General features: G+C 71.3%; 20 protein-coding genes. 10 read left to right on the plus strand and 10 right to left on the minus strand.

What is annotated here, in order from left to right:
* Nucleotides 1–62 precede the first annotated feature (62 nt).
* Entirely contained in the window at nucleotides 63–188 is a 126-nt protein-coding gene (locus ACIBO2_RS09145) for a hypothetical protein (RefSeq protein ID WP_358551018.1), read from the plus strand.
* 313 nt (nucleotides 189–501) lie between these two features.
* Nucleotides 502–1,413 carry a TIGR03621 family F420-dependent LLM class oxidoreductase gene (locus tag ACIBO2_RS09150; protein ID WP_358551016.1) on the plus strand — a complete coding sequence of 304 codons (912 nt, stop codon included), beginning with the start codon at nucleotides 502–504 and terminating at the stop codon, nucleotides 1,411–1,413.
* On the opposite strand, the gene ACIBO2_RS09155 is transcribed toward ACIBO2_RS09150, so the two are convergent.
* Nucleotides 1,403–2,416: a zinc-binding dehydrogenase gene (locus ACIBO2_RS09155; protein ID WP_358551014.1), complete on the minus strand. Its 1,014-nt coding sequence runs from the start codon at nucleotides 2,414–2,416 to the stop codon at nucleotides 1,403–1,405. The genes ACIBO2_RS09150 and ACIBO2_RS09155 overlap by 11 nt on opposite strands.
* Nucleotides 2,417–2,475: 59 nt before the next feature.
* Here ACIBO2_RS09155 and ACIBO2_RS09160 point away from each other — a divergent pair, with 59 nt between their 5' ends.
* Nucleotides 2,476–3,060, plus strand: coding sequence for a histidine phosphatase family protein (locus ACIBO2_RS09160; RefSeq protein WP_358551012.1), 585 nt, complete (start codon nucleotides 2,476–2,478; stop codon nucleotides 3,058–3,060).
* Between the two features lie 16 nt (nucleotides 3,061–3,076).
* On the opposite strand, the gene ACIBO2_RS09165 is transcribed toward ACIBO2_RS09160, so the two are convergent.
* The 6 genes from ACIBO2_RS09165 to ACIBO2_RS09190 form a co-directional block, all read right to left on the minus strand.
* Nucleotides 3,077–3,343, minus strand: coding sequence for a sigma factor (locus ACIBO2_RS09165; protein WP_358551010.1), 267 nt, complete (start codon nucleotides 3,341–3,343; stop codon nucleotides 3,077–3,079).
* The gene (locus ACIBO2_RS09170) at nucleotides 3,343–4,224 is read right to left on the minus strand and encodes a hypothetical protein (RefSeq protein ID WP_397296136.1); all 882 of its coding nucleotides are present in this window, start codon (nucleotides 4,222–4,224) and stop codon (nucleotides 3,343–3,345) included. Before ACIBO2_RS09170 ends, ACIBO2_RS09165 begins: the two co-directional genes overlap by 1 nt.
* Nucleotides 4,225–4,245: 21 nt before the next feature.
* Entirely contained in the window at nucleotides 4,246–5,004 is a 759-nt protein-coding gene (locus tag ACIBO2_RS09175) for a hypothetical protein (protein ID WP_358448247.1), read from the minus strand.
* Between the two features lie 47 nt (nucleotides 5,005–5,051).
* Entirely contained in the window at nucleotides 5,052–5,303 is a 252-nt protein-coding gene (locus ACIBO2_RS09180; protein WP_358551006.1) for a hypothetical protein, read from the minus strand.
* Between the two features lie 87 nt (nucleotides 5,304–5,390).
* Entirely contained in the window at nucleotides 5,391–5,627 is a 237-nt protein-coding gene (locus ACIBO2_RS09185; RefSeq protein WP_225299640.1) for a DUF397 domain-containing protein, read from the minus strand.
* Complete coding sequence (locus ACIBO2_RS09190) at nucleotides 5,628–6,449, minus strand: helix-turn-helix transcriptional regulator (RefSeq protein WP_225299863.1); 822 nt, start codon at nucleotides 6,447–6,449, stop codon at nucleotides 5,628–5,630.
* A gap of 221 nt (nucleotides 6,450–6,670) precedes the next feature.
* On the opposite strand from ACIBO2_RS09190, the gene ACIBO2_RS09195 reads away from it, so the two are divergent.
* On the plus strand, nucleotides 6,671–7,177 hold the full coding sequence (locus tag ACIBO2_RS09195) for an ATP-binding protein (protein ID WP_357960052.1): 507 nt from the start codon (nucleotides 6,671–6,673) through the stop codon (nucleotides 7,175–7,177).
* Between the two features lie 79 nt (nucleotides 7,178–7,256).
* On the plus strand, nucleotides 7,257–9,677 hold the full coding sequence (locus tag ACIBO2_RS09200) for a helicase-associated domain-containing protein (RefSeq protein WP_358551004.1): 2,421 nt from the start codon (nucleotides 7,257–7,259) through the stop codon (nucleotides 9,675–9,677).
* Here the strand turns inward: ACIBO2_RS09200 and ACIBO2_RS09205 are convergent.
* Nucleotides 9,661–10,695 (minus strand): ABC transporter substrate-binding protein, encoded by a 1,035-nt coding sequence (locus tag ACIBO2_RS09205; RefSeq protein ID WP_397296140.1) that lies wholly within the window; start codon nucleotides 10,693–10,695, stop codon nucleotides 9,661–9,663. The two genes, ACIBO2_RS09200 and ACIBO2_RS09205, sit on opposite strands and share 17 nt — an antisense overlap.
* Before the next feature lie 95 nt (nucleotides 10,696–10,790).
* Between ACIBO2_RS09205 and ACIBO2_RS09210 the strand changes: the two genes are divergently transcribed.
* Genes ACIBO2_RS09210 through ACIBO2_RS09220 form a run of 3 tightly spaced genes read left to right on the plus strand, consistent with a single transcriptional unit; the run spans nucleotide 10,791 to nucleotide 13,706 of the window.
* The gene (locus tag ACIBO2_RS09210; RefSeq protein WP_358551222.1) at nucleotides 10,791–11,831 is read left to right on the plus strand and encodes an iron chelate uptake ABC transporter family permease subunit; all 1,041 of its coding nucleotides are present in this window, start codon (nucleotides 10,791–10,793) and stop codon (nucleotides 11,829–11,831) included.
* Nucleotides 11,828–12,835, plus strand: coding sequence for an iron chelate uptake ABC transporter family permease subunit (locus ACIBO2_RS09215; protein WP_358551000.1), 1,008 nt, complete (start codon nucleotides 11,828–11,830; stop codon nucleotides 12,833–12,835). Before ACIBO2_RS09210 ends, ACIBO2_RS09215 begins: the two co-directional genes overlap by 4 nt.
* Nucleotides 12,836–12,887: 52 nt before the next feature.
* Nucleotides 12,888–13,706: an ABC transporter ATP-binding protein gene (locus ACIBO2_RS09220; RefSeq protein WP_358550998.1), complete on the plus strand. Its 819-nt coding sequence runs from the start codon at nucleotides 12,888–12,890 to the stop codon at nucleotides 13,704–13,706.
* 29 nt (nucleotides 13,707–13,735) lie between these two features.
* Here ACIBO2_RS09220 and ACIBO2_RS09225 read toward each other — a convergent pair whose 3' ends face one another.
* Nucleotides 13,736–14,200: a TetR/AcrR family transcriptional regulator gene (locus ACIBO2_RS09225; protein WP_397296143.1), complete on the minus strand. Its 465-nt coding sequence runs from the start codon at nucleotides 14,198–14,200 to the stop codon at nucleotides 13,736–13,738.
* A 204-nt stretch (nucleotides 14,201–14,404) separates the two neighbouring features.
* Between ACIBO2_RS09225 and ACIBO2_RS09230 the strand changes: the two genes are divergently transcribed.
* Complete coding sequence (locus ACIBO2_RS09230) at nucleotides 14,405–14,719, plus strand: rhodanese-like domain-containing protein (protein WP_397296145.1); 315 nt, start codon at nucleotides 14,405–14,407, stop codon at nucleotides 14,717–14,719.
* Between the two features lie 178 nt (nucleotides 14,720–14,897).
* On the opposite strand, the gene ACIBO2_RS09235 is transcribed toward ACIBO2_RS09230, so the two are convergent.
* A complete protein-coding gene (locus ACIBO2_RS09235; protein WP_397296147.1) occupies nucleotides 14,898–16,151 on the minus strand; it encodes an ArgE/DapE family deacylase in 1,254 nt (417 codons plus the stop codon).
* Between the two features lie 66 nt (nucleotides 16,152–16,217).
* On the opposite strand from ACIBO2_RS09235, the gene ACIBO2_RS09240 reads away from it, so the two are divergent.
* A complete protein-coding gene (locus ACIBO2_RS09240) occupies nucleotides 16,218–17,153 on the plus strand; it encodes an endonuclease/exonuclease/phosphatase family protein (protein WP_397296149.1) in 936 nt (311 codons plus the stop codon).
* The last annotated feature ends 40 nt before the right edge of the window (nucleotides 17,154–17,193 follow it).

Here is a 17,193-nt window from a genome sequence, read left to right on the forward strand (position 1 = left end):
TTATCGCAACTTTTGTGGCTGATTATCCTCATAACGGTAGGTTTACTGATGTGAGGTACTCAGTGTCTGAATTTCTGGCCTCTGTGCTCGCGAAGGCGGGCATGATGCTCCTGGAAATGCTGATCGCGCGGATCATCCAGGCGCTGATCACGTCCCTCCCCGCCCGCACCGGCCTCCGCATGGCCTGAGCGCCGACGCGACACCTCCGCGGCTGTGCTCACCGCGCGCGCCTTCCGGTCAGGGCCGCTGTTTCCTTTACGGCACAGCCGCTCCACCCGCCACCCGCCGCACATGGCTGGGGACCTCCAGGAAAACGGCCGCTGAACCCGCACATGGCCGGGCGCCGTTACGTGCGCGAAGTTGACCATCTCCGTGGTTTTCGTCGGGCTTAGGCCAGTCGGAAGCGCGCTGGCACGGGCGCGGTGGGTGCCATGGCGGCGCGATCGCCTCTAAGCTGGCAAGCGCATGTACACAAGCGCTTGTTCAAGCGAGGAGAGGCACGTGCGGCGGTTCAGGTTCGGGGCGGTGGTGCGGCAGGCGGAGTCGGGCAAGGCCTGGGCGGACAAGGCCAGGCGGCTGGAGAGTGCCGGGTTCGACGTGCTGCTCGTGCCCGACCACCTGGTCGGCCCGCGATTCGCTCCCGTGGCGGCGCTGGCCGCCGCCGCGAGCGTGACGACGCGGCTTCGGGTGGGGACTCTCGTGTTCGCCAACGACTTCCGGCATCCGGCCGTGCTGGCCAAGGAGACGGCGACCCTCGACGTGCTGTCCGACGGGCGGCTCGACGTGGGGCTCGGGACCGGCTGGATGGCCGAGGACTACCAGCGGGCCGGCCTGCCGTTCGAGCCGCCCGGTGTGCGGGTGGACCGGCTGGCCGAGGCCGTGGCCGTGCTCAAGGGGCTGTGGGGCGACGGGCCGTACACCTTCGACGGGACGCACTACCAGATCCGGGCGCTCGATCAGCAGCCCAAGCCCGTGCGGCGGCCGCACCCGCGGCTGCTCCTGGGCGGCGGCGGGCCGCGGATGCTGCGGCTGGCCGCCCGGGAGGCCGACGTGGTGAACCTGGGGATGCGGGTACGCGCCGACGGCACCGGGCCCGACGGGAACGACGGCGGGCGGCAGGCGTTCATGGACAAGCTGCGGACGGTACGCGCGGCCGCCGGCGACCGCTACGACCGGCTGGAGCTGGGCACGAGCGTGGTGCAGGTGGGCGTGCGCAAGCCGGAGGAGACCTGGAGCGCCGCCGACACCTCACAACTGGACGAGACGCCACAGGTACTCCTCGGCACCCACCACGACATAGTCGACAAGCTCCGCTACTGGCGGGATGAGCACGATATTTCGTATTTCGTGGTGCACCACGAGCGCGACCTCGACGCCTTCACCCCGATCGTCGAGGAACTCGCTACGGAATGAGGATCACCTTGCCCATGGTGTTCCTGCTCTCCAGCGCCGCATGGGCGGCCGCGGCCCGCTCCAGCGGGAAGGACTGGACGGCGGGCGTGAGCTCGCCGCTCGCCGCCGCCTCCAGCGCCCGGTCCCGCAGGTCGTCCATGCCGCCCTGGCGGCCGAGCAGGTAGGCGATGCCGTCGTACGAGGTCACGCCACGGGCCTTCAACTCGGCCTCCTCGGGATGGAACCACTCCCCCGACGCCTGCCCGAACACCACCTGCCGCCCACCTTCGACGCCCGGCCCGAAACCGCCCTCGCCGCGCCCCGCGACGTCCCCACCGAGGAGTTCGAAGGCGGCTCTGCCGAGTTCGCCGCCGACCCCGTCGAAGACGATCGTGACGTCGCCGACCGACTTCCGCACGACGTCCGTCCAGCCGGGCGTGCTGTAGTCGACCGCCAGGTCGGCGCCCAGCGAGCGGACCCGGGCCGCCTTCGCGGGGCCGCCCGCCGCTCCGACGACCGTCGCGCCCACCCGGTGGGCGTGCTGGACGAGCAGCGTGCCGATCCCTCCGGCGGCGGCCATGACCAGCACCACGTCCGAGGCCGTCACGGGTGCGACCTCCAGCACTCCCAGCGTGGTGGCGCCGGTCGAGAGCATGGCGACCGCAGCGCCGTACTCCAGCCCGTCGGGAAGCACCGTCAGACCGGCGGCGGGCGCGACGGCGAGCGAGGCGTAGCCGCCCGACGTCACCTCGCCGGTCACCACGCGGCTGCCCAGCAGGTCGGAGCCGACGCCCTCACCGACCGACTCCACCACCCCCGCCACCTCATGGCCGAACGTCGTGGGCAGGTCGGGGGCGGGGTGCGGGCCGATGGGGATGCCCCGCCTGAACAGGGTCTCGATGAAGTGCACACCGGCGGCGTGTACGGCGATGCGGACCTCGCCGGGGCCCGGCAGGGGATCGGGGACGGACTCATAGCGGAGGTTCTCGGCAGGACCGTAGGAATAGAGCTTTATCGCGTGCATGTCGCCCAGCCTGCTACCTGAACCACGGTTGAGGTCAACCGTGCCGGATGATGGAAGTCATGGACGAGATGGTGTTGCTCAGGCACGGCGCGACAGAGTGGAGCACGGCGGGCAAGCACACGGGCCGCACCGATGTGCCGTTGCTGCCGGCGGGCGAGGAGCAGGCGCGGGCGCTGGCGCCGCTGGTCAAGGAGATGACGTTCGACCTGGTGCTGGTGTCCCCCGCCCAGCGGGCCCGCCGGACGGCGGAGTTGGCCGGGCTGGAGGCGTACGTGGTGGACGCGGATCTGTGGGAGTGGGACTACGGCGGTTACGAGGGGATCACCACGCCCGAGATCCGGGAGACCCGGCCGGGCTGGTACCTGTGGCGTGACGGCGTGACCCCCGGCGACGCCGAGCATCCCGGGGAGAGCGCGACCGACGTGGGCGCGCGCGCCGACCGGGTGATCGCCAGGGCCAAGGCGGCCGAGGGGCGGGTGGCGCTGGTGGCGCACGGACACTTCCTGCGCGTGCTGACGGCCCGCTGGCTGGGCCTGCCGCCCACCGACGGCCGCCTGTTCAAGCTCGACACCGGCACGTACTCACGACTGGGCTACGAACACGCCGAGCCCGTGGTGACGGCCTGGAACGCACCGGTCACCTGACCCCGACGCGCGCGGGTCAGCCGACCTCAGCCCGTACCGCCGAGGCGTGCAGCGCCTTGCTCACCAGCCAGCCGCGCAGTGAGCCGCTTCTGGGCTCGTACGACAGCGGCCGTTCCCACAGCCCGACGAACACGTCCTGGGTGATCTCCTCGGCGGACACCCGGTTCCCCGTGATCTTGATCGCCACCCCGTACACGAAGGGACTGTGCTCGTCATAGGCGGCGGCCAGCGCGTCGAGGTCGCCCGCGACCAACCGGGCGTGCAGGTCCGCGTCGGGGCCCATCAGTCACATCCCAGTGTGGAGGCGGCCCGTATCAGCTCGCGGGCGAGCGCGGGATCGCCCTCGGCCGCGTACGGGAAGGAGCCGGGCGGCCACCGGCCGGCCAGCAGCTTGCAGAAGTGGACGGCGTCCGCCGACACCAGCACGGCGACACGGTCGGGCGTCGGCGAGAGCGGCACCGTCCAGGTGCCGCCGCCGGGCCCGGTCAGCACGACGGTGGCGGCCACGTCGCGGCGCGGTCCCTTGACGGCCCGGGGCAGCATGGCCAGCCCGAATTCGGCGATCATCCGCACGTGCTCGTCGGCCGGCGGTGCCGTGGATCTGGCGGTGGCGGTCCTGATGTCGTCGGCGTGCGTCCAGGTCTCGAACGTCCGCTGGACCATCGCGTGCCGCAGCGGCCCGCGCGCCGGGCTGGTCCCGGCCAGCTCCACTTCGACGCCGAGCAGCACCCCGGTGCTGCCGGAGACGCGTTCGAGCAGGGATCCGGCCTGCTCGCGCCAGCGCCGGTGAACCGGCAGGCCGGCGGTCGCCGGTACGCCCATGAAGCCCGCGACCCTGGCGTCGTTGGCGGCCAGGTGCTCGACCATGCCGCGCACGGTGCCGTGCTTGGCCAGGGGCGCCTCCCATTGCGCCACGCTGAGCTCGCCCAGCAGTTCGTCCATGAGCGCGACCTGCTGGGCATAGGGAACGGCCACGGCCGCGACCGCCGTCTCGGCGGGGCTGCGCCGCAGCCGCGCCCTGGCCAGCATCTCCTCCCGCAGCCCGGGCGGCGGAGAGACAGCCTCCCCTGGGGCGTCCAGGAGTGCGATGGCCGCGCTGCAGTCCGGGCACGAGGCGACGTGGTCCTGGGAGCCCTGCCCGTTATAGAGGTACGAGTCCGTCATGGCTACCTCCGCAGCCCGACGCTAACCCGATGTGCCTCCGGGCGCCAGACGGCTGCCGGGGAAGGGCGACAGGAGGGTCTCGCGCCAGGGCCCGTCGAGGAAGTCGCGGGCCCGCTTGGCCCAGTCGAGCAGGCGCGGGTCCGGCGGCACCTCGTCGTCCAGCCCGAGGGCGGCGTCGCGGGCCCGCTGCGTGCGCAGGTGGTCGTCGAGCGACACGCCCCATACCGTGACGGCCTCGGTGTCGCAGAACAGCACCTCGTACAGGCCGACCAGGTGATGCCCGTGCTCGGCCAGCAGCGGGGCGCGTTCGGTGCGGACCGCCTCCAGGTAGTCGAGGGCGGCGCCGGGTCGTACGCGGGCGCTCTCGAACACGTAGAACTCGGCGGTGGCCACCTCGCTCAGGTCCGGACAGCCCGGCACGGCGCCGAGCGGGCGGGAGAAGGCGGAGAAGCGCAGGTCGTCGATGTCGGACAGGAACAGACGGTCGTCCACCCCTCGGTAGATCTCCATCATCTGGCGCCAGCCGCCGTCCCAGCCGCCGTGGCAGTCCCACAGCGTGACCGCCTTGAACTGCGGGTGCCCGGTGATGCCCACGGCGTAGAAGGCGCCGGCCAGGTCGATCTCGCGGGACCTGATGGACATGCCGGAGGTCAGCGTGGGCGCCTGGCGGGCCTCGTCCTCGCGCTTGTAGCGGGTCAGCCAGGTGAGGTACTCCATCGGGCGCCGGGAGTTCATCGGCCGGAAGTCGACCTCTTCGAGAAGGTAGATCCCACGCCGCATCCCGGGCTCCTTTGACCAAGCGATTGCTCGGCCTCAACCTTAGCTGATCAAGCGCCCGCTTGGGTAGGCTGCGGCCCTCTCCCCGTCAGCCACTCCAGCACCCTGCGGTGCCCGGAGGTGGCGTCCTCGAAGTGTCCCCAGTGCCAGTAGCGCGGCTGGTCACGGAGACCCGTGACCCACGTGCGATAGGAGACGGCAGCGCCGGAGGGCGCGACGCCGTAGGTGCGGATCACGACCTTGCCGCCGGGTGCGAAGAGCACGTCGTCGGCGATCGGATAAAGGGTCATCTGGTCGAGCATGTGCTGATCATGAGGTCTGCCGGAGGCGGGGCGGTTACACCTCCGGCGCGCCCCCGTTAAGGGGGCCCGCCGGAGGTTAACAGCCTGTTACACCAGGAGACCGTCGAACTCCCCATCCTTCACTCCGAGCACGAGGGCTCGGATCTCGTCGCGGGTGTAGATCAGGGCCGGGCCATCGGGGAAGCGCGAGTTGCGCACCGCCACCCCGCCGTCGGGGAGCTTCGCGAGTTCGACGCAGTTCCCCTGTGAGTTGCTGTAGTGGCTCTTGCGCCAGGCGACCTGCTGCAGGTCGGTCGCGGGCATGCCGTTGTAGGTCTGCTTCATCTACATCTTTCTGAGAAGACCGCCGATGAGCTCGACGGTGCCCCCTGGCGTGGTGCTCTCCACGCATAACTGCTCCATAGCCGTGAGATATGGATCGATGTCCTCACGCTTGTCCAGGTACAGGGCACCCCAGAGCTGCTCGACATAGACAACGTCCGACAAGTCGGACTCGGGAAATCGCAAGATGCTGAACGCGCCACCTTCAGCGGCGTGCATGCCATATCTGAAGGGCATCACCTGAATGGTGATATTGGGAAGGGCAGCGACTTCCAGCAAGTGCTGAAGCTGCTCGGACATGACCTCCCGCCCGCCGATGGTCCTCTTGAGGGTCGCTTCGTCGATGACCGCCCACAGTCGCGGGCCGTCCTTCTGCGTGAAGCGCTCTTGTCGCTGCATGCGCAGATGCACGCGGCGCTCGATCTGCCCAGGGGTCTCATCGGGGTTGCCGAGTTGGTATACCGCGCGTGCGTATGCGGCCGTCTGCAACAGACCGGGCACGAACTGCACCTCATAGGTACGGATCACGCTGGCTGCTTCCTCTAGCCCCACGTACGTGGTGAACCACGCGGGCAGAACGGCTGAATACTTGTGCCACCACCCGGGGGTGTTGGCTTCGCGGACCATCTCCAGCAGGGCACGGCGCTCGGCGTCGTCGACGACGCCGTACAGGGTGAGCAGGTCCTCCACATCGCGTGTCTTGAATCCGACGCGACCGAGTTCCATACGGCTGATCTTCGACTCGGACGCCCGGATGTGGAATCCGGCCTGGTCGCGGGTGAGCTCGCTGGCTTCACGCAGCCGCCGCAAACTGGCGCCAAGCATGATGCGCCGAACGGTCGAACCTGAACCGGGCGGATCGAGGGACACGTGCTGCTCCTTGGTCGTTTCCTTAGCACACAGTCTGTCACTCCACGGCCGAAAGATCATATGCCGTGGACAAGATCCCCTTTCCCACTGATTGACCTTTTGGGGCAACGGTAGCGCTTGCACACGGTGTCTGCACGTGCATTCGCTCTTGCACCTGCACGAGAGTTTGCTCCAGAATGATCAACGTGCAATCCACCACGGCGACGCAGGGCTCGTGGACCACGTTCGACTGGTGGCCCCCGGTCGGGTGGTGGCCGGAGGCCGCGCGTGACCTGCTGGTCCCAGGCCCGGCCTCGAGCGCCACGTTCGTCCTCCCGCCCACGGCGTCCTCGATCCACTCCGTCCGCAGCTTCACCAACGGCACCCTGACGGGATGGGGCCTCGGCGAGCTGATCGAGAACATGGAGCTGGTGGTCTCCGAACTGGCCACCAACGCCCTGCGACACGGATTACGCCTGGCCGAGCCGCATTGCCACCGCCCGGTCCACATGTCCTTGGTACGCCGCGGCGCGCTGGTTACCAGCGCCTTCACCGATCCAGGCTCATCGGTGCCCGTGCTGAGATACCCTGGCCCTCTCGACACCGGCGGCCTCGGACTCCACATCGTCGAATCGCTCAGCCACCGATGGGGCTGGTCCGCACTCGCGCCCCACGGGAAGATCGTCTGGGCAGTCCTCTCCTGACCGGGGGTGATCTGCATTACCGTGGATGCTCATGGCTCACGGTGAGTCCCTGCGTGCGACCCCATGAGAGTGCTGACAGATGGATGATCACCTGCTCGGCTGGCTACGAACACTTGACGAAGACAGGCTGGGCCGCATCCTGGCGACCCGGCCCGACGCCATCGCGGCCCCCTGGCCGCGGCGGCTCGACACCCTTGCCCAACGGCTCGGCAACGGATTCGCCGTGATGGAGGCCCTGCGCGGCCTGCCTCTTCCCTGCCTTGAGCTGGCTCAGGCGTGCCTGGTCGTGCGGCACGCCACTCCCGAGCGGCTGGCGGCCTTCCTCGGCGTGCCGGCCGAGGAGCTGACCCCCTGGCTCGACCTCCTGCATGACCACGCGCTGGCCTGGCCCGACGGCGAGGGCGTCATCCGCCTGGCCGAGCCCGTGTCGCGGTGGTGGACCGCGCCCCTCGGCCTGGGCGAGCCGCTCGACCACTACCTCAACTCCTGGACGATCAGCAACGACACGCTGCGCTCGCTCGCCAGAAACCTGGGGCTCCCGCCCGACGGCAACAAGCGCCGCACGGTCAGCCGGGCCAGCGAGGTGCTCGGCGACCGGACGCGGCTCGACGCGCTGCTGCGCACCGCCCCCGAGGGCACGGTCCGGCTGCTGGACAGCTTCGCCTGGGAGGGTCCCGTACGCGATGTCGACGGCGGCCGGTTCGTCATGCCCGGCACGCCGGAGAAGTGGTCCGCCGACCACGGGCTCCTCTACCGGCCGAGCTGGCACGTGGCCGAGATGCCGCGCGAGGTGGCGCTCGGCCTGCGCGGCGGCGACTACCACCCGCCCTTCACCCCCGAACCACCCGAGGTGGCCACCATCCCGATCGACCCGGAAGAGGTCGACCACCTGATGACGCTGGCCGCTCCACATGTGGTGGAACGGTGCGCGGCGCTGCTCGACAACGCCTCCAAGACGCCGCTGCCGCTGCTCAAGACCGGTGGCGTGGGCGTACGCGAGGTACGCAGGATGGCCAAGGAGACCGGCTGCGACGAGGACGAGACCCGGCTGCTGCTGGAGATCTGCACCGTGGCCAGGCTGCTGGCCTGGGACGAGCCGTCCGGCGGCATGATCCCCACCGAGCGGTTCGACCGCTGGCGGCTCGACGAGGGCTCGGCCAGGCTGCGGGTGCTGCTGTCGGCCTGGTGGCGCATGGAGCGCTCGTCACTGCGCAAGATCGACGGCAAGTACGGCACCGTGCTGGGCGACGACCAGTCGGGCGCCGCCGTGGCCCGCGTGCGCCGGGCGGTGCTGTCGGTCCTGTCCCACCTGCCGGCCGGCACCGCCTTCGCCGATCGCGCCGGCCTGGTCCGCAACGTCCACTGGCACTCCCCGATGCTCGACCAGGACCTGCTGGCCGAGTGTGCGTCCGCGGTGCTCGTCGAGGCGCGGCTGCTCGGCCTACTGGCCAACGACTCGCTGACCGACCTGGGCAGGGCGCTGGCCGGGCTGGCCGCCAAGGCGGGCGAGGAGAGCGACGACGCGGTGCCACTGGTCGAGCACGACCCGATACTCGCGGAGGCGGCGACCAGGGCGCTGGCCAGCGTACGCAGGAGCGCGCTGTTCGGCCCCGACCTGACCGCGGTGGTGACGGGACCGCCGTCCGCCGAGCTGGCCGCGCTGCTCGACCGGGTGGCCGAGCGGGAGTCGCGGGGCGCGGCCTCGGTGTGGCGGTTCACCACCGAGAGCGTGCGCCGCGCGCTGGACCACGGCTACGAGGCCGACGAGCTGCTGGAGGAGCTGTCCGGCGTCGGCACCATCCCGCAGCCGCTCGAATACCTCGTACGCGACGTGGCCCGCAGGCACGGCGAGGTGACGGTGACCACGGTGGGCTGCGTGGTGCAGGCCTCCGACCCGACCCTGCTCGCCGAGATCGCCGCTCACCGCCGGCTGAGCCGGCTCGGCCTGCGGCTGCTCGCGCCCACCGTACTGGTGAGCTCGGCGGGCGCCGAGCGGACACTGGCCGCGCTGCGCGAGCACGGCTACTCGCCCGTCCCGGTCACCGACGGCGGTGAGATCACGATCCGCCGCACCCGCGTCGAGGAACCCCACAACGGCAAGCTCATCCTGCTGCCCGGCGGTCAGGTGGCCGAGCTGTCGGAGCTGGCGGCGATCGGCGGTGCCGAGGCGATCCCGCACATCATCGCCGAGCCGATCCCCGACCCGCACGAGCACGCCGCCCGCCTGATCACCGCCAGCCGGGCGGCCAACGACCGCGCCGGGCGCACCTGGGCCGTCATCGGCCGGATGGCGACCAGGCTGCCCACGGCGCAGCAGTCACTGCTGGGCTTCGTCGTGGACCGGGGTGTGCGGGCCGGCATCACGCTGACCGACGGCCTGACCGCGACGATCAGCCACGGCGAGCTCAAGGGCGGCGCCCTCGACGCCTGGTGCGAGGAGGCCGGCGACTACCTGGAGTTCCCGCTGGCCGAGATCGTCGAGGTCACGGGAGCTTACTAGCCTTCTTCAGGTTGGCCACGAGGCCCTCCACGAAGTCGGCGTAGCCCTGGTAGCTGTAGGGGGCCTCGGCACTCCACGGGTAGAGCTGCCCGGCCTTGACGGCGGGCAGCTTGGCGAAGGTGGGCTTCTTCATCATCTCGGCGGGCTTGAGCGACTGGGTGCGCGTGTCGTAGAGGATGACGTCGGCGTCGTAGGTGTCGGCGTTCTCCCAGCTCAGCGTCTGGAAGAAGCCGCCCTCGTCGATCTTGGCGGGCGTGACGACGGTCAGGCCGTTCTGGGTGAGGTGCACGATGTCCGGATACTCCGGCGGGTTCACCACCCACATCGCGTCGGGGCCCGCCGAGACCATGAGGATCTTGAGGTCCTTGAACGCCGCCAGCTCCTTACTGGCCGCCGCCAGCCGGGCCTTGGCCTCCGGCACCCCTTGTAGGTCCGCGCCCAGCGACGTGGCCAGCTCCTCGTACTTGCCGATCACCTCCATGGCGCTGCGCCCGGTGAGCATGATGCCGGCCGTCGGGGCGACCTGCTCGATCGTGGCCTTCGACTTCTCCGGTACGTACCAGAGCGTGCCCTTGATGTACATGCTGCTGACCAGCAGGTCGGGCTGGAGCGCGATGTACTGCTCCACGTTGAACTCGTCCCAGACGTTGCCCAGCCCCGTGACCTTGGCGATGTCGACGTTGCCCACCTGGGGGTCCCTGGCGCCGTCCTTGAGCTTGTGCGGGCCGAAGACGCCGACCGGGCGCACGCCGAAGTCCCACAGTGCCGCCGCGGCGCCGACCTGGGCGACCACCCGGGTGGGGCGCTTGGGCAGGCTCAGCTTCTTGTCCCGGTCATCGGTGAACGTCCACCCGCCCGCCGCGCCGGTCGCCGCCCCGGTCGGGGGCGCCTGGGTGGCGGCGCCCTCGCCGCCTGCGGTTGGGGCGCCCTCGCCGCCGCAGGCCGCCAGCGTCAGGGCCGCCGCGACGCCCGCCGTGGCCGCGAAAAAGCCCCTGCGAGGCAGTACCGGTCCCGACATGTCCATCTCCTAAGGTTAGGCTTGCCTTGGTTGTGGGGCTTTACCTTAGCCTCGCCTCAATGTGACCGTGACGAAAGGGGTGCGGGTTGCCCGCGGTGAAAGAGCGCCCGGCCGAGGTCGAGCCCGTGGCGTCCCGGGGACGTCCGGCGGCGCTGGCCGGTGGGCTGGTGGTCGTGTTCGGCGTGCTGGTGCTGGTGGCGATGGCCAGCGTGGCGCTGGGCGCGCGGTCGGTGCCGCTGTCCACGGTGCTGGACGCGCTGACCGCCCCCAACGGGTCCGGCGACCACACGGTCATCCGCGAATTACGCGTCCCACGGACCCTCCTGGGCATCGGCGTGGGGGCCGCGCTCGGACTGGCGGGGGCGCTGATGCAGAGCCTGACCCGTAACCCGCTGGCCGACCCGGGCCTGCTCGGCATCAACGAGGGCGCCGCGCTCGGCGTCACCCTCGCGCTCGGGCTGTTCGGGCTCACGAACCCGGCCGTCTACGTGTGGTTCGCCTTCGGCGGCGCCGCCGTGGCCTCCGTCGTCGTCTACGCGCTGGGCTCGGCCGGCCGCTCGGGCGCCGGTCCGGTACGCCTGGCGCTGGCCGGCATCGCCGTCGGCATGGTGTTCACCGCGGTGGCCTCGGCCATCCTGCGCATGGACCCGCAGACGTTCGACCGGATGCGGTTCTGGCTCACCGGCTCACTGGCCGGGCAGACCTCCGACGTGCTGCTGCGGATCGCGCCCTTCATGGCCGTCGGCCTGGTGGTGGGGCTGCTGCTGGCAAGGCCGCTGAACATGCTGGCGCTGGGCGACGACGCCGGCAAGGCCCTGGGCGTGGCCGTCACCCGTACCCGGGTCCTCACGGCCGTGTCGGTCACACTGCTCTGCGGCTCCGCCACGGCCGCGGCCGGGCCGCTGTGGTTCGTCGGGCTGGCCGTCCCGCACGCGGTAAGAGCCGTGGTGGGTCAGGACCAGCGGTGGGTGCTGCCGTACACGGTGCTGGCCGCGCCGGCGCTGCTGCTGGCGGCGGACGTGGCCGGGCGGCTCATCGCCCGGCCCGGCGAGGTGCAGGTGGGCATCATGTGCGCGGTGGTCGGCGCGCCGATCTTCATCCTGATGGCCAGGCGCAGGAGGCTGGCCGCGCTATGAGCATCCGTCTCGGTCCCTGGTCCGTACGGCTGGCGCCGCGGGCCCTCGTCGTCGCCCTGGTCCTCCTCCTCGTCGCGTTCGCCGTGACCGTGGCGGCGATCTCGACCGGCGAGTTGACCGTGTCCGTACCCGACGTGCTGACCGCGCTGTTCGGCCAGGGCACGCCCGTCGCCGAGCTGATCGTGAGCAAGCTGCGCGCGCCCCGGGTGGTCACCGGGCTGCTGGTGGGCGCGGCGTTCGGCCTGAGCGGCGCGATCTTCCAGAGCCTGACCAGGAACCCGCTCGGCAGCCCCGACTTCATCGGTTTCACCGCCGGCGCCTCCACGGGCGGCATCCTCGGCGTGATCGCGGGCGGCACGGCGCTGCAGATCGCGGGCGGCGCGCTGGCGGGCTGCGTCGGGACCGCCGTGCTGGTGTACGCGCTGGCCCATCGCGGGGGCGTGCAGGGCTACCGGCTGGTCCTCGTCGGGATCGGCGCGAACGCGCTGCTCCTGTCCGCCAACTCCTACCTGCTGACCAGGGCCAACATCAACGACGCCGCGACCGCGGGGGCGTGGCTCACGGGCAGCCTCAGCGGGCGCGGCTGGGACCACGCGATCCCGGTGGCGGTGGCGCTCGCGGCGCTGCTCCCGGTCTGCGCCGCCGTGTCACGGCCGATGCGGATGCTGGAGATGGGCGACGACTCGGCGCGGGCCATGGGCATCAGGGTCGAGGCCGTACGGGCTACGGCCATCACCGTGGGCGTGCTGCTGTGCGCGGTGGCCACGGCCGCCGCCGGGCCGGTCATCTTCGTCGCCCTGGCGGCTCCGCAGCTGGCCAGGCGGCTGACCCGGTCGCCCGGCGTGACGATGGGCGCCTCGGCGCTCATGGGCGCCGTCCTGCTGACCGGCGCCGATCTGGCCGCCCAGCGCGTACTCGCCCCCACACAGCTGCCCGTCGGCGTGCTCACGGCCGCGATCGGCGGCGCCTACCTCGCCCTGCTCCTCCGAAGGGACCGCCACTGATGGCTCCTCCGAAAAGCCCGCCACTGATGCTCGCGCGAAAGGACCGCCGCTGATGGCACTCCCCCAGTCCGAGACCGCCCGGCTGTCGGGCAGCGACCTCACCCTCGCCTACGACCAGCGCGTCGTGGCGGCCGAGCTGGACGTGACGATCCCCGACGAGTCGTTCACCGTGATCATCGGCCCGAACGCCTGCGGCAAGTCCACCCTCCTGCGCGCCCTGGCCAGAATGCTCAAGCCCAGGAAGGGCGCGGTCCACCTCGACGGCAGCGTGATCACCTCGCTGCCGTCGAAGGAGGTGGCCAGGCGCCTCGGGCTACTGCCACAGAGCTCGATCGTGCCCGACGGCATCACCGTGACGGACCTGGTGGCCCGCGGCCGCTACCCGCACCAGAAGCTGATGCGGCAGTGGTCACGCGCGGACGAGGCCGCGGTGACCGAGGCGATGCGCGCCACCGACGTGTCCGAACTGGCCGACCGGATCGTGGACGAGCTGTCCGGCGGCCAGCGGCAGCGCGTGTGGCTGGCCATGGCACTGGCCCAGGAGACGCCGATCCTGCTGCTCGACGAGCCGACGACCTTCCTCGACATCTCCCACCAGATCGAGGTACTGGACCTCTGCGCCGACCTGCACGAGGCCGGCCGCACGATGGTGGCGGTCCTGCACGACCTCAACCAGGCGTGCCGCTACGCCACCCACCTCATCGTCATGCGCGACGGCGCCATCGTGGCCGAGGGCGACCCGGCCGGGATCGTCACGCCCAACCTGGTCGCCGAGGTGTTCGACCTGCGCTGCGAGATCATCGAGGATCCCCAGTCGGGCACCCCGCTCATCATCCCCGAGGCGCGCCGCCAGGTGAGAACGACGGCCTGATCCACCGGCTCCCCCCTCTCATCCCGCTCTCAGCCCACCAGGGCCCCGACCAGGGCGGTGATCGCGTCGCGGGCGCGGGCCTCGCCGTACTCCTCCCTGAGCACGCCCGCCACCTCCGCGGCGGTGGCCGCCAGCAGCGCGTGGGACAGGACGTCCGCGTCGGACCCCGGGCGCGAGGCCGCCAGCAGGATGGCCGCGTGGCGGTGCCAGAAGCGATAGGCGCCGATCCGGTAGCGGGCGCCCGGACTGGCCGTCTCGGACATGCGTACCAGGTCGAGGTGGGCGAACAGGTAGTCCAGATAGGCGTCGACGAAGGCGGTGAGCCGGTCGCGCGCGGGCGCGCCGGGGCCCAGCGGCGGCGGACCGGACAGGATGCGTTCCTGCAGCAACCGCTCGCGCTCGTCGAGCAGCGCCACCGCCAGCCCCGATTTATCCCCGAATCTGCGGAACAACGTGCCCTTCCCCACCCCGGCCTCCGCCGCTATCGCATCCATGGAGACCGCTTCGACACCCTTCTCAGCGAACAGCCTGGCCGCGGCGGCAAGGACCTTCTCCCTGTTGCGCGCCGCGTCCGCACGTTCGTTGACCGGGCCCCCGCGAAGCAGTTCCAGCCTCTGTCTTGACGAACCGGACCGCGGTCCGTTAGCTTTCGAGCCATCCACAAAGCGGACTGTAGTCCATTTGGACCGGAGGCCACAATGACCATCACCCGCGACGAGCTCCGAGCAACGCTCGACACTGTCACCGTACTCGACACGCTCGGCGGTGCTTACTTTGCCCAGCAGCACCTGCCGGGTGCCATCGCGCTGGTCGAGAGCGAGGTCGCCGAGCGGGCGCCCGCGCTGCTGCCCGACAAGGACGCGCCGATCGTCACCTACTGCACGAACCCGGCCTGCAACAACAGCAAGGCCGTCGCCCGCCGCCTGACCTCCCTCGGCTACACGAACGTGCGCAGGTACGTCGAGGGGATCGAGGACTGGGTGGCGGCGGGCCTGCCGGTGGAGTCCTCGTAGAACGTGATTCTTGGAGCGTGCCAAAGGACGTGGAAGCGGACGGCGGGCGCGGGTGACCCTCTGGAAGCCACAACTTCCTCAGGGGGGAACCATCATGGATCACACCATCGTGATCGGCGCGAGCATGGCGGGCCTGTTGTCCGCCGCCGCTCGTCGCTGATGAGCCCGGGGACGCTGCTCAAAGTGTTCCGCAACGGCGCACCACGAGCGTTGCCAGCGCTCGTGTGACCTCGCGCAGCTCCCGCAGCTCGACCTGCTCCCTGGGGGCGTGCGCGTACCGTACGTCGCCGGGGCCGTAGTGCAGCGCCGGGATCCCGCCGGCCGCGTAGAGCCGCAGGTCGCTCCCGTACGGCGCGGCCTTCTCCATCGGCCGCGCGCCCGTCGTGTCGGCGATCGCCCCGGTCACCTCCGCCAGCAGCGGGTGCGCCTCGGGCAGCCGCCCGCTGGCGAACTGGCCGCCCGGCCAGGTGATCGCCGGCGGGTGGTCGCGCAGCCACGGGTGCGCGACCGTCAGCACCGCCTCCTCGAACGCGGCCCGCGCCGCCGCCGGGTCCTCGTCGAGCCGGACGCCCATCCGGCCCTCCGCGACGAGCAGGTCGGGCACGCTGCTGGCCCAGTCGCCCGCCCGCACGGTGCCAACCTCGATCGGGTACGGCATCGCGTTCCCGGCGAAGATGGCGGGCACGTCACGGTTGCGCTCGGCCTCCAGCCGCCGGATCGCCTCGAACACCGGCCAGAACACCTCGACCGCGTTGACCCCCTCATAGCGGGTGGCCCCGTGCGCGGCCCGGCCCACCACCTCCAGCCGGAACGTCAGCGCCCCCGCGTTGGCCGTGATGACGGCGCCACTGGTCGGCTCGGTGATGACCGCCGCCTCCGCCGTGTGGCCCCTGGCCAGCGTGGCGAACGCGCCGAGTCCGCCATCCTCCTCGCTGACCACGCAGTGCACGGCGAGCGGCCGGGCCAGCCGTACCCCGGCCTTCTTGAGCGCGCGGACGACGGCGAGGTTGGCCACCAGCCCGGCCTTCATGTCGCAGGCGCCGCGGCCGTGCAGGGTGTCGCCGGTGATCCTGGCGGCGAACGGGTCGTTCCCCGCCCACTGGGCCGGGTCGCCGATGGGCACGACGTCGACATGGCCCTGCAGGGCCAGTGCCGGTGTGCCTTCGCCGCCGGTCACGGCCACCACGCCATAGCCCTCGGCCCTCGGCGCCTCGGTGCCGGGGAAGCCCGCGCGGCGGCCGAGGTCGTCGAGGTCCAGCTTCCAGACGTCCACGTCCAGATCGGCCTCGGTGAGCACGCGGGCGACGCGGTGCTGCAACTCGGACTCCGCGTCGGTGCCCGTCACGCTGGGCACTCTGACGGTCTCGGCCAGCAGGTTCACGGTGTCGGTGTCGTCGATGGCCTGGAGGACCCTGGCTTCCGCGTCGCGCATGGAGCCCACCATCTCATGGCGTGAACCTCTGTGATGATTCGTGGCAATACATGGGAGGAGGGGCGAGTGCGAACTTTGGTGAGCGTTCTGGTGTGGTCGGTGGTGGCTCCGCTCGCGGTGTGGGCGGCGCTGCGGGTGAGTCCGTACGACGGGTTGTGGCCGTGGGTGCCGATCGTGGCGTTCACACCGTACGCGGCGGCGGCCTCCGTGCTCGCCCTCGCCCTGGCCGGGGCACTGCGGCGGTGGGTCGCCGGGGCGGTCGCGCTCGTCACCGTGGCGGCCCTGGCGCTGGCAGTACTGCCTCGCTGGTTCGCCGACGGCGAGCCGGTGACGAGCGGCAGGACGCTGCGGGTGCTGGCGGCCAACCTGATGGTGGGCTCGGCCGACACGGCGGGGCTGATGGATCTGGTCGCCAGGCTCCGGCCGGACGTCCTGACGCTGCAGGAGCTCACCCCCAAGGCCGCGGCGGCCCTGGACCGGGCGGGTCTGCGCAAGGCGTTGCCGCAGGCCGTGGTCCGGGCGCTGCCCGGCGTGGGCGGCTCCGGCGTCTACTCGCGTTATCCGCTCACGGCGGGGCCGGCCATCCAGTTCGGGGCGTTCGGGCAGGCCAGGGCGGTGCTCGCGGAGCCGGGCGGGACGAAGATCGAGGTGGTGTCGGTGCATCCGTGCGCGCCCAAGTACGAGGGACGTACGCCCTGCTGGCAGCAGGGGCTGGTCGCGCTGCCTCGCGGCGGTGAGGCCGCGCGGGTGCTCGCCGGCGACTTCAACGCCACGCTCGACCACGTACCGATGCGCGACCTGCTGGCCGCCGGCTACCGCGACGCGGCGGACGTCACCGGACGGGGGTTCACCGCGACGTACTGGCCCAGCGGCGGGCGGGCTCCCGGCGTGGTGATCGACCATGTGCTGGCCTCCGCCGGATTGGGGGTACGCGCGTTCTCGGTCGAGTCGCTGGCGAAGACCGACCATCGGCCCGTCTTCGCCGAGCTCACACTGCCCTGACGTCAGCCATTGCCGGTTCGCGGGAGTCCGGATGACCGTA

Origin of the sequence: Nonomuraea sp. NPDC050022 (genome assembly GCF_044460705.1) — a bacterium.
Classification (GTDB): Bacteria; Actinomycetota; Actinomycetes; order Streptosporangiales; family Streptosporangiaceae; genus Nonomuraea.

What these genes read in the sequence shown, in the direction of transcription:
- ACIBO2_RS09165 (WP_358551010.1), bottom strand. Translation starts at nt 3,343, where the DNA reads ATGGGCCCCGACGCGGACCTGCACGCCCGGTTGGTCGCGGGCGACCTC.
- ACIBO2_RS09160 (WP_358551012.1), top strand. Translation starts at nt 2,476, where the DNA reads ATGGACGAGATGGTGTTGCTCAGGCACGGCGCGACAGAGTGGAGCACG.
- ACIBO2_RS09170 (WP_397296136.1), bottom strand. Translation starts at nt 4,224, where the DNA reads ATGACGGACTCGTACCTCTATAACGGGCAGGGCTCCCAGGACCACGTC.
- ACIBO2_RS09205 (WP_397296140.1), bottom strand. Translation starts at nt 10,695, where the DNA reads ATGTCGGGACCGGTACTGCCTCGCAGGGGCTTTTTCGCGGCCACGGCG.
- ACIBO2_RS09200 (WP_358551004.1), top strand. Translation starts at nt 7,257, where the DNA reads ATGGATGATCACCTGCTCGGCTGGCTACGAACACTTGACGAAGACAGG.
- ACIBO2_RS09225 (WP_397296143.1), bottom strand. Translation starts at nt 14,200, where the DNA reads ATGGATGCGATAGCGGCGGAGGCCGGGGTGGGGAAGGGCACGTTGTTC.
- ACIBO2_RS09185 (WP_225299640.1), bottom strand. Translation starts at nt 5,627, where the DNA reads ATGAAGCAGACCTACAACGGCATGCCCGCGACCGACCTGCAGCAGGTC.
- ACIBO2_RS09155 (WP_358551014.1), bottom strand. Translation starts at nt 2,416, where the DNA reads ATGCACGCGATAAAGCTCTATTCCTACGGTCCTGCCGAGAACCTCCGC.
- ACIBO2_RS09215 (WP_358551000.1), top strand. Translation starts at nt 11,828, where the DNA reads ATGAGCATCCGTCTCGGTCCCTGGTCCGTACGGCTGGCGCCGCGGGCC.
- ACIBO2_RS09195 (WP_357960052.1), top strand. Translation starts at nt 6,671, where the DNA reads ATGATCAACGTGCAATCCACCACGGCGACGCAGGGCTCGTGGACCACG.
- ACIBO2_RS09230 (WP_397296145.1), top strand. Translation starts at nt 14,405, where the DNA reads ATGACCATCACCCGCGACGAGCTCCGAGCAACGCTCGACACTGTCACC.
- ACIBO2_RS09180 (WP_358551006.1), bottom strand. Translation starts at nt 5,303, where the DNA reads ATGCTCGACCAGATGACCCTTTATCCGATCGCCGACGACGTGCTCTTC.
- ACIBO2_RS09175 (WP_358448247.1), bottom strand. Translation starts at nt 5,004, where the DNA reads ATGCGGCGTGGGATCTACCTTCTCGAAGAGGTCGACTTCCGGCCGATG.
- ACIBO2_RS09235 (WP_397296147.1), bottom strand. Translation starts at nt 16,151, where the DNA reads ATGCGCGACGCGGAAGCCAGGGTCCTCCAGGCCATCGACGACACCGAC.
- ACIBO2_RS09220 (WP_358550998.1), top strand. Translation starts at nt 12,888, where the DNA reads ATGGCACTCCCCCAGTCCGAGACCGCCCGGCTGTCGGGCAGCGACCTC.
- ACIBO2_RS09190 (WP_225299863.1), bottom strand. Translation starts at nt 6,449, where the DNA reads ATGCTTGGCGCCAGTTTGCGGCGGCTGCGTGAAGCCAGCGAGCTCACC.